Here is a 13345-nt window from a genome sequence, read left to right as displayed (position 1 = left end):
AGGAAATGGTCATGCCTGGCGACAACGTGTCGATCACGGTCAAGCTGATCAACCCCATCGCCATGGAAGAAGGCCTGCGCTTTGCGATCCGCGAAGGCGGCCGCACGGTGGGCGCTGGCGTGGTTGCCAAGATCATCGCCTGAGAATCCATTCAAAAGGGGTATAGCTCAATTGGCAGAGCGTCGGTCTCCAAAACCGAAGGTTGTAGGTTCGATTCCTACTGCCCCTGCCACTTGAAAGTGGCCCAAACCGAGCCCGCCATGCCCTGGCGGGCTTCGGTGTCTTAGGTGGTGTCGGTCTCTGGAAGCAGGAATTACTTAAACATGACCAATTCACAGGTCGAAACTGTCAATACAGGCGCAGACAACGCCAAGCTAGCTGCGGTAGCGGTCTTGGTCATTGCGTCTGTGGCGGGCTTTTACTTGCTTGGCAAGCAGGGCGCTTTGGTCCAATGGGCGGCTCTGCTGGTCGGGTTGTCCGCGGCTGTAGGGGTATTTCTTATCTCTGAGACGGGCCGTCAGTTCATTGCGTTTGCAAAAGATGCTTGGCGCGAAGTCAAGAAGGTCGTCTGGCCTACTCGCAAAGAGACATTGCAGATGACTGCCTACGTGTTTGCCTTCGTGGTCGTCATGGCCCTTTTTCTTTGGTTCACCGATAAGACGCTTGAGTGGGTCCTGTACGACTTGATTTTGGGCTGGAGGAAGTGATGACGACCGAAGCGCAAACACAAACGAATGGAGCGGAAGCTCCTATGGCCACTTCGGCTGTTGCTAACCCTGATTTGCGTTGGTACATCGTGCATGCCTACTCGGGCATGGAAAAAGCGGTCGAACGCAACATCCAAGAGCGGATCACTCGCTCGGGCATGGATGCAAAATTCGGCCGCATCTTGGTGCCGACCGAAGAAGTCGTGGAAATGAAGAATGGTCAGCGCAAGACGACCGAGCGTCGCCTCTTTCCGGGCTATGTCTTCGTTGAAATGGTCATGGACGACGATACCTGGCACCTGGTGAAGCACACCAACAAGGTCACCGGTTTTGTCGGCGGTGCCAAAAACCGTCCTGCTCCGATCTCTGAAGAAGAGGTCCAAAAGATCGTCAGCCAGATGCAGGAAGGCACCGAGAAACCGCGCCACAAGGTCGAGTTCATGGTCGGGGAACTCATCCGTGTCAAGGAAGGCCCGTTCACCGACTTCAACGGCTCGGTGGAGGAGGTCAATTATGAAAAGAATCGCGTGCGCGTTTCCGTCATGATTTTTGGACGCTCCACACCCGTCGAATTGGAATTTGGTCAGGTTGAGAAGACCTGATCTGTGCCGGACAGCGGATTGTTGTCCGGTGATGGCGACCTTGCACCTTTCGACTCGGTGCATGCGTTAAGGATAGTGAGTCGTTAACCCCCGGGGAGCCAAAGGCGGCGTTGTGCGGCTGAGGCGTTATCACCCGCAAGGAGCAAGCTATGGCGAAAAAAATCGTCGGCTTCATCAAGCTGCAAGTGCCAGCTGGTAAAGCCAATCCATCCCCACCGATCGGCCCCGCGCTGGGTCAGCGCGGCCTCAACATCATGGAGTTCTGCAAGGCATTCAACGCGCAGACCCAAGGTGTCGAGCCAGGTTTGCCGTTGCCCGTGGTCATCACGGCGTTTGCAGACAAGAGCTTCACCTTCATCATCAAGACGCCGCCCGCGACGACACTGATCAAGAAGGCCATCAAGCTGGACAAGGGTTCTTCCAATGCCTTGAAGATCAAGGTGGGCAAGATCACTCGCGAACAGCTCGAGGAAATCGCCAAGACCAAGATGAAAGATATGAACGCAGCCAACGTCGCTGCGGCGGTCCGTACGCTGGCCGGTTCCGCGCGCTCGATGGGCGTTACGGTGGAGGGTTTGTAAATGTCCAAGCTCACAAAGAAACAAAAGGCCCTGCAGGGCAAGGTCGACAGCAACAAGCTTTACGCTTTCTCTGAAGCGGTTGCCATCGTCAAAGAAGCGGCGACTGCCAAGTTCGATGAATCCATTGATGTGGCTGTTCAGCTTGGCATCGATGCGAAGAAATCCGATCAAGTGGTTCGCGGAGCCGTAGTTCTGCCGAACGGCACGGGCAAGACGACGCGCGTGGCCGTGTTCGCGCAGGGTGCCAAGGCTGAAGAGGCCAAGGCTGCTGGTGCTGACATTGTTGGCATGGACGACCTGGCTGCCATGGTCAAGGCAGGCGACATGCCCTTTGACGTCGTGATCGCTGCTCCCGATGCGATGCGCGTCGTGGGCACGTTGGGCCAGATCCTGGGCCCGCGTGGCCTGATGCCCAACCCCAAGGTTGGCACGGTGACGCCGGATGTCGCCGCGGCTGTGAAGAACGCCAAGGCTGGCCAGGTGCAGTTCCGCGTCGACAAGGCAGGTATCGTGCACAGCACGATTGGCCGCCGGTCGTTCGACAACGAAAAGCTCCAAGGCAACCTGGCAGCTTTGATCGACGCGCTGAACAAGGCCAAACCTGCTTCGAGCAAGGGCCTGTACCTGCGCAAAGTGGCGGTGTCCTCCACCATGGGTCTCGGCGTACGCGTTGATACCCAGACCATCGCAGCGTAATTGCGAAGAAATCTTCAGGCTTTTTCGAGAGCCTGATGTGGTGGGCTGGCTGCGCCTGCGGGCGTTGCCAGGCCATCCAAGACCGTTGGTGTGCGAATGCACTTAATCCCCTGGGGCCAACGCAGATGGCGATCCCGCTGCAGATGGAAATGTGTTTCCAAAACAGTTGGTCGCTGCAACAAGAGCGCGCACGACGGCGCAAGCCGAAATGCGCAATGAAAGGAGTAGACCTTGAGTCTTAATCGCAGTGAGAAAGAAGCGGTCATCAGTGAAGTGACCAGCCTCGCCGCTAAAGCTCAAACGCTTGTGATCGCGGAATACCGCGGCATCACGGTCGCCGACATGACCAAACTGCGCGTCGATGCTCGCAGCAAAGGTGTGAGCCTGAGTGTTCTGAAGAACACCTTGGCCCGCCGTGCTGTGGCTGGTAGCGCGTTTGACGTGGTGGCAGACCAGATGACCGGTCCTCTGATCTATGGCTTCTCCGAAGACGCCGTGGCCGCCGCAAAAGTGGTGGCCGACTTTGCGAAAACCAACGACAAACTGGTGATTCGCGGTGGCGCTTTCGGTGGCAAGGCCCTGGATGTCAACGGCGTTAAGCAACTGGCCAACATTCCTTCCAAGGAAGTGTTGCTGGCCCAGATTTGCGGCTTGCTTATGTCCCCAATGTCGCGCACGGCCGTTGTGCTGGGCGCGCTGGCGGCGAAAAAAGGCGAAGGCGCAGCCGCACCGGCTGCAGAACCTGCAGCGGCTTGAGAGCCCGGCAGTCAACCAACAAAATTGTTAGGAAACCAAAATGGCATTCGATAAAGACGCATTTCTGACCGCGCTGGACAGCATGACGGTGATGGAACTCAATGACCTGGTCAAGGCCATTGAAGAAAAGTTTGGGGTGAGCGCTGCAGCCATGGCTGCACCTGCTGCCGCTGGTGGTGGTGCTGCTGCGGCGGCGGCTGAGGAAAAGACGGAATTCAACGTGGTGCTGACGGAAGCTGGCGCCAACAAGGTCTCCGTCATCAAGGCCGTGCGCGAAATCACCGGTCTGGGCCTGAAGGAAGCCAAGGATCTGGTCGACGGCGCTCCGAAGAACGTCAAGGAAGGTATTGCCAAGGCAGACGCCGAAGCAGCCGTCAAGAAGCTGGTGGAAGCCGGCGCCAAGGCCGAACTCAAGTAATTCGGTCTCGCTCAAGGGCTGGAGGCTTCCTTTCAAGGGCCTCCAGCCTTTGGTGCTTTCAGAGCGCACCCGAAAGCCTCGCCCCGGATCAGGTTTTCGAGTGTCTTCTGTCCACCCCGACAGCAGAAGATGCCTTGGTTCGGGTGATGTGCAATGCATCACCGTCCGCCATGGTTGGTAGTGGCCAACCGCCAAGCCCGCAGTGACAACTCACCTTGCGGGTCAGTCGTCGAAGACCCAGGACTCATGTCTTTGCCCGGAGATCTCATGGCCTATTCCTTTACCGAACGCAAGCGAATCCGCAAAAGTTTCGGCACCCGCGATAGCGTGCTCGAAGTCCCTTACCTGCTACAGATGCAAAAGGACGCTTACACCGCTTTCTTGCAGGCAGATAAAGCACCCCAGAAAAGAACCATAGAAGGTCTTCAGGCTGCATTTGACGCAGCCTTCCCCATCGTCTCGCACAACGGTTTTGTGGAGATGAAGTTCATCGAGTACAACCTGGCCAAGCCAGCGTTTGACGTGCGCGAATGCCAGACGCGTGGCCTGACCTTTGCCTCGGCTGTGCGCGCCAAGGTCCAGCTGATCATCTATGACCGCGAATCGTCGACATCGCAGTCCAAGGTCGTCAAGGAAGTCAAGGAGCAGGAGGTCTACATGGGCGAAGTACCGCTCATGACCGACAAGGGCTCGTTCATCATCAATGGCACCGAGCGCGTGATCGTTTCGCAGCTCCATCGTTCGCCTGGCGTGTTTTTCGAACACGACAAGGGCAAGACTCACAGCTCGGGCAAGCTGCTGTTCTCGGCGCGCATCATTCCTTACCGTGGCTCGTGGCTGGACTTTGAGTTCGATCCCAAGGACATCCTGTATTTCCGTGTCGACCGTCGCCGCAAGATGCCGGTCACGATTCTGCTCAAGGCGATCGGCCTCAATCCAGAATCGATCCTGGCGAACTTCTTCGTCAACGACAACTTCCGCCTGATGGACAGCGGCGCGCAGATGGAGTTCGTCTCCGAGCGCCTGCGTGGCGAAGTGGCGCGTTTCGATATCACCGACAAGTCGGGCAAGGTCATCGTTGCCAAAGACAAGCGCGTGACGGCACGCCACACCCGCGAATTGGAGCAGTCTGGCACCACGCACATCAGCGTCCCGGAAGACTTCCTGATTGGCCGCGTGGTCGCCCGCAACATTGTGGACGCCGACACGGGCGAAATCATCGCCAAGGCCAACGAGGAGCTGACCGAAGCGCTGCTCAAGAAGCTGCGTTCTGCCGGTGTGCAAGACCTGCAGGTTATCTACACGAACGAACTGGACCAAGGCGCCTACATCTCGCAGACCCTGCGCATCGATGAAACGGTTGACGAATTCGCCGCCCGCGTGGCCATCTATCGCATGATGCGCCCCGGTGAGCCACCGACCGAAGACGCAGTGCAGGCCCTCTTCCAGCGCCTGTTCTACAACCCCGATACGTACGACCTGTCCCGCGTGGGCCGCATGAAGTTCAACGCCAAGATCGGCCGCGACGAATCCACCGGCCCGATGGTGCTGTCCAATGAAGACATCCTGGCCGTGGTCAAGATTCTGGTGGACCTGCGCAACGGCAACGGCGAAGTCGACGATATCGACCACCTGGGCAACCGCCGCGTGCGTTGTGTCGGCGAACTGGCTGAAAACCAGTACCGCACCGGTCTGGCACGGATCGAAAAGGCTGTGAAGGAACGTCTGGGCCAAGCGGAGCAGGAACCGCTCATGCCCCACGATCTGATCAACAGCAAGCCAATCTCGGCTGCTCTGAAGGAATTCTTCGGTGCCTCGCAACTGTCGCAGTTCATGGACCAGACCAACCCGCTGGCCGAAATCACGCACAAGCGGCGTGTTTCCGCCCTGGGCCCTGGAGGTCTGACCCGCGAACGTGCCGGCTTCGAAGTGCGTGACGTGCATGTGACCCACTATGGTCGCGTCTGCCCCATCGAAACGCCTGAAGGCCCGAACATCGGCCTCATCAACTCGCTGGCCTTGTACGCCCGCCTGAACGAATACGGCTTCATCGAGACGCCTTATCGCCGTGTGGTGGATGGCAAGGTGACGAACGAAATCGACTACCTGTCGGCCATCGAAGAGGGTAAGTACGTGATCGCGCAGGCCAACGCCGTGCTCGACAAGGATGGGCGCCTCACCGGTGAACTGGTATCGGCTCGCGAGAAGGGCGAATCCATCCTGTGTGGTGCAGATCGCGTGCAGTACATGGACGTGTCTCCCGCACAGATCGTGTCGGTCGCTGCATCGCTGGTTCCGTTTTTGGAGCATGACGATGCGAACCGCGCGCTGATGGGCGCCAACATGTCGCGCCAGGCCGTGCCTGTGCTGCGTCCTGAAAAGCCGCTGGTCGGTACGGGCATCGAGCGCGTTGCTGCCGTGGACTCGGGTACGGTGGTCACTGCCAACCGCGGCGGTATCGTGGACTACGTCGACGCCACCCGCATTGTGGTGCGGGTCAATGACGACGAGGCCGTGGCTGGCGAAGTGGGCGTGGACATCTACAACCTCATCAAGTACCAGCGTTCCAACCAGAACACCAACATTCACCAGCGTCCCATCGTCAAAAAGGGCGACAAGCTGGTCAAGGGTGACGTGATTGCCGACGGTGCATCGACCGACTTCGGCGAAATCGCTATCGGTCAGAACATGCTGATCGCGTTCATGCCCTGGAACGGCTACAACTTCGAAGATTCGATCCTGATCTCCGAGCGTGTGGTCGCTGAGGACCGCTACACATCCATCCACATTGAGGAACTCGTGGTGATGGCCCGCGACACCAAGCTCGGTGCCGAAGAAATCACGCGCGACATTCCGAACCTGTCGGAGCAGCAACTCAATCGCCTGGACGAGTCCGGCATCATCTACGTGGGTGCTGAAGTGCAGCCCGGTGACACGCTGGTCGGCAAAGTGACGCCCAAGGGCGAGACCACACTCACCCCTGAAGAGAAGCTGCTGCGCGCCATCTTCGGTGAGAAGGCTTCCGACGTGAAGGACACCTCGCTGCGTGTGGATCAGGGCTCGCAAGGCACGGTGATCGACGTTCAGGTGTTCACCCGCGAAGGCATCCAGCGCGACAAGCGCGCCCAGCAGATCATCGACGATGAACTCAAGCGTTTCCGCCTGGACCTGAACGACCAGCTTCGCATCGTCGAAGCTGACGCGTTCGACCGTATCGAAAAGCTGCTCAATGGCCGCGTGGCCAATGGTGGCCCACAAAAACTGGCCAAGGGCACGAAGATCGACAAGGCCTATCTGTCGTCGGTCGAGAAGTTCCACTGGTTCGATATCCGTCCTGCCGAAGACGAAGTGGCCACGCAGCTTGAATCCATCAAGAACGCCCTGGAGCAGACGCGCCACAGCTTCGACCTCGCCTTTGAAGAAAAGCGCAAGAAGCTCACGCAGGGCGATGAGCTGCCTGCGGGCGTGCTCAAAATGGTCAAGGTGTACCTGGCCGTCAAGCGCCGCCTGCAACCAGGCGACAAGATGGCCGGCCGTCACGGCAACAAGGGTGTGGTGTCCAAGATCGTCCCGGTCGAAGACATGCCCTACATGGCCGATGGCACCCCTGCCGACATCGTTCTGAACCCGCTGGGCGTGCCCTCGCGGATGAACATCGGTCAGGTGCTGGAAGTGCACCTGGGCTGGGCGGGCAAGGGTATTGGCCAGCGCATTGGCAACATGCTCCAGGAGCAGGCCAAGGCGGCCGAAATGCGCACGTTCCTCGAAGAGGTATACAACTCGCGCGGCCGCAAAGAAGACCTGTCGCAGGTGAGCGATGATGACCTGATGGCCATGGCAGCCCACCTTGCTGGCGGTGTTCCCTACGCCACCCCGGTGTTCGATGGTGCTTCGGAAGACGAGATCAAGGACATGCTCAAGCTTGCCTACCCGGACGACATCGCCGAGCGCAAGGGTCTGACGCCTACCCGTACCCAGGCATACCTGTTTGACGGCCGCACGGGCGAGCGCTTCGAGCGCCCGACCACGATCGGCTACATGCACTACCTCAAGCTGCACCACCTGGTGGACGACAAGATGCACGCGCGCTCGACCGGGCCGTACTCGCTGGTCACGCAGCAGCCGCTGGGCGGCAAGGCGCAGTTCGGTGGCCAGCGTTTCGGGGAAATGGAAGTGTGGGCGCTGGAAGCCTACGGCGCTGCCTATGTGCTGCAGGAAATGCTGACCGTCAAGTCCGACGACGTGGTGGGCCGTACCAAGGTGTACGAATCGATCGTCAAGGGTGAACACGCCATCGAAGCCGGCATGCCGGAATCGTTCAACGTGCTGGTCAAGGAAATCCGTTCGCTGGGCCTGGACATCGAGCTGGAACGCTCCTAAGCAGAAAAGGAAAGAGTCACTATGAAATCGCTACTCGACCTGTTCAAGCAATTCACGCCGGATGAGCATTTCGATGCCATCCGCATCGGCATGGCTTCGCCCGAGAAGATCCGTTCGTGGTCTTTCGGCGAAGTGAAAAAGCCTGAAACCATCAACTACCGCACTTTCAAGCCCGAGCGTGATGGCCTGTTCTGCGCCAAGATTTTTGGTCCCATCAAGGACTACGAATGCCTGTGCGGCAAGTACAAGCGCCTCAAGCACCGCGGCGTGATCTGCGAGAAGTGCGGTGTTGAAGTGACGCAAACCAAGGTGCGCCGCGAGCGCATGGGTCACATCGACCTGGCCGCGCCCTGCGCGCACATCTGGTTCCTGAAGTCGCTGCCATCGCGTCTGGGCCTGGTGCTGGACATGACGCTGCGCGACATCGAACGCGTGCTGTACTTTGAAGCCTATGTGGTGACCGACCCTGGCATGACCCCGCTGAAGAAGTTCAGCATCATGTCCGAGGACGACTACGACGCCAAGCGCAAGGAATTCGGTGATGAGTTCATCGCCAAGATGGGCGCGGAAGGCATCAAGGACCTGCTGGAATCCATCGACATCGACCTGTCGATCGAGAAGCTGCGCGGCGATCTGACCGGCTCGGAAGTCAAGGTCAAGAAGAACGCCAAGCGACTGAAGGTGCTCGAAGCCTTCAAGAAGTCGGGCATCAAGCCCGAGTGGATGGTTCTGGAAGTGCTGCCCGTGTTGCCGCCAGACCTGCGTCCGCTGGTGCCGCTCGATGGTGGCCGCTTCGCGACCTCCGATCTGAACGACCTGTATCGCCGCGTCATTAACCGCAACTCGCGTCTGCGCCGTCTGCTGGAGCTCAAGGCCCCTGAAATCATCGCCCGCAACGAAAAGCGGATGCTGCAGGAAGCCGTCGATTCGTTGCTCGACAACGGCCGCCGTGGCAAGGCCATGACGGGCGCCAACAAGCGTGCGCTGAAGTCCCTGGCTGACATGATCAAGGGCAAGAGCGGCCGCTTCCGCCAAAACCTGCTGGGCAAGCGCGTGGACTACTCTGGTCGTTCAGTGATCACGGTGGGCCCCACGCTCAAGCTGCACCAGTGCGGTTTGCCCAAGCTGATGGCGCTGGAACTGTTCAAGCCGTTCATCTTCTCGCGTCTGGAGGCCATGGGCATCGCGACGACGATCAAGGCTGCCAAGAAGGAAGTCGAATCCGGCACGCCGGTGGTGTGGGACATCCTGGAAGAGGTCATCAAGGAACACCCCGTGATGCTCAACCGTGCGCCTACGCTGCACCGTCTGGGCATTCAGGCCTTTGAGCCCATCCTGATCGAAGGCAAGGCCATCCAACTGCACCCGCTGGTCTGCGCGGCGTTCAACGCCGACTTCGACGGTGACCAGATGGCCGTGCACGTGCCGCTGTCGGTGGAAGCGCAGATGGAAGCCCGCACCCTGATGCTGGCCTCCAATAACGTGCTCTTCCCGGCGTCTGGCGAACCTTCCATCGTTCCTTCGCAAGACGTGGTGCTGGGTTTGTATTACGCCACCCGTGACCGTATCAACGGCAAAGGCGAAGGTCTTGTGTTTGCCGATACCGGTGAAGTACAGCGTGCGCTTGACGCGGGCCAAGTCGAACTGGCCGCCAAGATCACGGTGCGGATGACCGAGTGGACCAAGGACAAGGCCACGGGTGAATTCGTGTCTTCGACCTCCCTGGTGGAAACCACGGCCGGTCGTGCGCTGCTGTCTGAAATCCTTCCCAAGGGCCTGCCGTTCAGCCATATGAACAAGGCACTCAAGAAGAAGGAAATCTCCAAGCTCATCAACGTGAGTTTCCGCAAGTGCGGCCTGAAGGAAACCGTGGTCTTCGCCGACAAGCTGCTGCAAAACGGCTTCCGCCTGGCGACACGCGCCGGTATTTCCATCGCCATCGATGACATGCTGGTGCCGCCACAGAAGGCAGGAATCATCGAGCGCTCCGAAAAGGAAGTCAAAGAGATCGAACAGCAGTATGTGTCCGGTCTGGTGACGTCTGGCGAGCGCTACAACAAGGTGGTGGACATCTGGGGCAAGGCCGGCGATGAAGTGTCCAAGGTGATGATGGCCCAGCTGTCCAAGCAAAAGGTCACCGATCGCCACGGCAATCAGGTAGACCAGGAATCGTTCAACTCCATCTACATGATGGCCGACTCCGGTGCCCGTGGCTCTGCTGCCCAGATCCGTCAGGTGGCCGGTATGCGTGGTCTGATGGCCAAGCCAGACGGTTCGATCATCGAAACGCCGATTACCGCGAACTTCCGCGAAGGTCTGAACGTGCTGGAGTACTTCATCTCCACCCACGGTGCCCGTAAGGGTCTGGCCGACACGGCGCTCAAGACCGCCAATTCCGGTTACCTCACCCGCCGCCTGGTGGATGTGACGCAGGATCTGGTCGTGACCGAAGAAGACTGCAACACCGCCAATGGTTCGCTGATGCGCGCCATCGTCGAGGGTGGCGAAGTCATCGAATCGCTTCGCGACCGTGTCCTGGGCCGCACGGCTGCCGAAGACGTGTTGCACCCTGAAACGCGTGCCGTGCTGGTCGAGGCGGGCGTGATGCTGGAAGAAGACATCATCGAAGAGCTGGAGGCTGCTGGCGTCGATGAGGTCAAGGTGCGCACGGCGCTGACCTGCGAAACGCGCTATGGCCTGTGCGCCAAGTGCTACGGCCGCGACCTGGGTCGTGGCGGTCTGATCAACCTCGGCGAAGCCGTGGGTGTGATCGCGGCCCAGTCCATCGGCGAACCCGGCACGCAGTTGACCATGCGTACGTTCCACATCGGTGGTGCCGCTTCGCGTGCCGCCATCGCATCGAGCGTGGAAGCCAAGTCCAACGGCGTGATCGGCTTCAATGCCACGATGCGCTATGTGAGCAACACCAAGGGCGAGCTGGTGGTGATTGCGCGTTCGGGTGAAATCATCATCCACGACGAGCATGGCCGTGAGCGCGAGCGCCACAAGGTGCCTTACGGTGCCACGCTCACCGTGAAGGCCGATCAGCAGATCAAGGCCGGCACCATCCTGGCCAACTGGGACCCGCTGACGCGCCCCATCATCACCGAGTTCGCCGGCAAGACCAAGTTCGAGAACGTCGAAGAAGGCCTGACTGTTGCAAAGCAGGTGGACGAGGTGACGGGTCTGTCTACGCTGGTGGTGATCGACCCCAAGCGCCGTGGCGCCGCCAAGGTCGTACGCCCACAGGTCAAGCTGATCGACGCCCAGGGCAACGAAGTGAAGATCCCGGGTACCGACCACTCGGTGACCATTGGATTCCAGGTCGGCGCGCTGATTCAGGTGCGCGATGGCCAGGATGTGGGCCCTGGCGAAGTGTTGGCGCGTATCCCGGTGGAAGGTCAGAAGACACGTGACATTACCGGTGGTCTGCCCCGCGTGGCCGAGCTTTTCGAAGCCCGTACGCCCAAGGACAAGGGCACGCTGGCCGAGATGACCGGCACCGTGTCGTTCGGCAAGGAAACCAAGGGCAAGGTCCGTTTGCAAATCACCGATCCGGAAGGCCATGTGTTCGAAGAGCTGGTGCCCAAGGAGAAGAACATCCTGGTGCACGAAGGCCAGGTGGTGAACAAGGGCGAATCCATCGTCGACGGCCCGGCCGATCCGCAGGACATCCTGCGCCTGCTGGGTATCGAGGAACTGTCGCGCTACATCGTCGATGAAGTGCAGGATGTGTATCGCTTGCAGGGTGTGAAGATCAACGACAAGCACATTGAGGTGATCGTTCGCCAGATGTTGCGCCGCGTCGTGGTTGAGAACGTCGGCGAGTCGAACTACATCGCTGGTGAGCAGGTCGAGCGCTCCGAGATCCTCAACACCAACGAGGCGCTGCAGGCCGAGGGCAAGATTCCCGCGACCTACAGCAACCTGCTGCTAGGTATCACCAAGGCCTCGCTGTCCACCGACTCGTTCATCTCGGCCGCTTCTTTCCAGGAAACGACCCGCGTGCTGACCGAGGCTGCCATCATGGGCAAGCGCGATGAGCTGCGTGGCCTGAAGGAAAACGTCATCGTGGGTCGCCTGATCCCGGCCGGTACCGGCCTGGCATACCACCAAGCTCGCAAGGCCAAGGACGCCATGGACGATGCGGAGCGTCGGGCCATCGCCGAAGCGGAAGCGGCCGAAATGGAGGCCCAGGGCGCTTCTTCCGATGAGGAAAACCACAGCACTGCCACCGCTGCGGACTCTGCTGCGGACTAAGCCACCAGCGGCTGTCGTCACATGAAACGCTCCCGTCCTGTCCTGAGGCAGGCCGGGAGCTTTTTTGTTGGTGGCGGCCGCTGGCTCACTGTGGTGACCCGGTGTAGTGGGTCGTCTTGATCGATTCAACGTCAGGCAAAGGTGCCTGCAGCTCGCCATTTGTCCATGTGGTACTCGCCTCTTTTCTGGATCGCCGTTGCGTTCATCGTGTTCTGGGCGCTTGGTGCCTATAACCGCCTGATGCGCTTGCGTTCAGCGGTCATACAGACGTTCGGCGGCTTTGACGCGCATACGCAACGCCTGCTGACCCTGCTGGCCGAGTTGACTGCGGCGCAGGCTGCCGGCCGGGCCACTGCTGTGATGCCGCAGGCCCAAGCCGATGGCCCCATGACCGCCCTGGAGGGCGCTGCGGCGCACTTCAGCGCCACGTTGGCCACCGCCCGTACGCGGCCACTGCACCCCGATGCGATCGCCGCGCTGGCAGCGGCCCAAAACAACCTGCACGCCTGCTGGAGTGACACCATGCACCCCCACGCAAGCCCCGCCACCCCCAGCGTCGATGAATCCCAGGTTACGGCTGCCCAGCCGCCCGGGCGCACCCCTCAGGTCGATGAGACGCCTGGCTCGATGGCCGTGTCCCCATCTGCTGCCCTGCACAGCGTCATGCCCTGGCAGATCCGTTGGGGCGAGAACGTGGCCCACGTAAGCCATGCCCTTGAAGTCTTCAACGATGCGGTCAGGCAGTACAACGAGGCTATCGCACAGTTCCCGGCGAGCGTGCTGGCCCGGCTTTTTGGCTTTAAGGCCGCCCGCGGCCTTTGAGCCCACTTGCGACCGACATACACCATGCCTCACCCTACTTCCCCACGCGGCCCACGAGGTGCGCGTTCCGACCCTGCTGCCAGGCAAGGCAGCGGCGGGCCCGTGCGCTCGGGCAGTGCTGCT

Annotated in this window: 9 protein-coding genes, 1 tRNA gene and 1 pseudogene; all 11 read left to right on the top strand. The window is 60.0% G+C overall.

Features of this window, described 5'->3' with window-relative positions:
* Positions 1–143, top strand: a pseudogene (locus ACK543_RS01715) (elongation factor Tu); the annotation flags it as partial.
* A 13-nt stretch (positions 144–156) separates the two neighbouring features.
* Positions 157–232 (top strand) — tRNA-Trp (locus ACK543_RS01710).
* 91 nt (positions 233–323) lie between these two features.
* Positions 324–707, top strand: a complete 384-nt coding sequence (gene secE / locus ACK543_RS01705) for a preprotein translocase subunit SecE (protein WP_409941152.1) — start codon at positions 324–326, stop codon at positions 705–707.
* Between the two features lie 44 nt (positions 708–751).
* Entirely contained in the window at positions 752–1309 is a 558-nt protein-coding gene (nusG, locus tag ACK543_RS01700; protein WP_409941154.1) for a transcription termination/antitermination protein NusG, read from the top strand.
* A gap of 149 nt (positions 1310–1458) precedes the next feature.
* A complete protein-coding gene (rplK, locus tag ACK543_RS01695) occupies positions 1459–1890 on the top strand; it encodes a 50S ribosomal protein L11 (RefSeq protein ID WP_409941151.1) in 432 nt (143 codons plus the stop codon).
* Complete coding sequence (gene rplA, locus ACK543_RS01690) at positions 1891–2586, top strand: 50S ribosomal protein L1 (protein WP_409941150.1); 696 nt, start codon at positions 1891–1893, stop codon at positions 2584–2586. It begins immediately after the preceding gene.
* Positions 2587–2817: 231 nt separating this feature from the next.
* Complete coding sequence (gene rplJ / locus ACK543_RS01685; RefSeq protein WP_409941149.1) at positions 2818–3342, top strand: 50S ribosomal protein L10; 525 nt, start codon at positions 2818–2820, stop codon at positions 3340–3342.
* 40 nt (positions 3343–3382) lie between these two features.
* Positions 3383–3760 carry a 50S ribosomal protein L7/L12 gene (rplL, locus tag ACK543_RS01680; RefSeq protein ID WP_409941148.1) on the top strand — a complete coding sequence of 126 codons (378 nt, stop codon included), beginning with the start codon at positions 3383–3385 and terminating at the stop codon, positions 3758–3760.
* A gap of 267 nt (positions 3761–4027) precedes the next feature.
* Positions 4028–8140, top strand: coding sequence for a DNA-directed RNA polymerase subunit beta (rpoB, locus tag ACK543_RS01675; RefSeq protein WP_409941147.1), 4113 nt, complete (start codon positions 4028–4030; stop codon positions 8138–8140).
* 21 nt (positions 8141–8161) lie between these two features.
* Positions 8162–12400, top strand: coding sequence for a DNA-directed RNA polymerase subunit beta' (rpoC, locus tag ACK543_RS01670; RefSeq protein WP_409941146.1), 4239 nt, complete (start codon positions 8162–8164; stop codon positions 12398–12400).
* A gap of 165 nt (positions 12401–12565) precedes the next feature.
* Positions 12566–13222 (top strand): LemA family protein, encoded by a 657-nt coding sequence (locus ACK543_RS01665; RefSeq protein ID WP_409941145.1) that lies wholly within the window; start codon positions 12566–12568, stop codon positions 13220–13222.
* Positions 13223–13345 lie beyond the last annotated feature (123 nt).

Source organism: Acidovorax sp. (assembly GCF_046341535.1).
In the GTDB taxonomy this organism is placed as follows: Bacteria; Pseudomonadota; Gammaproteobacteria; order Burkholderiales; family Burkholderiaceae_C; genus Acidovorax.
Note: the sequence above shows the minus strand (reverse complement) of the source record. Positions and strands in the feature narration are given on the sequence as shown.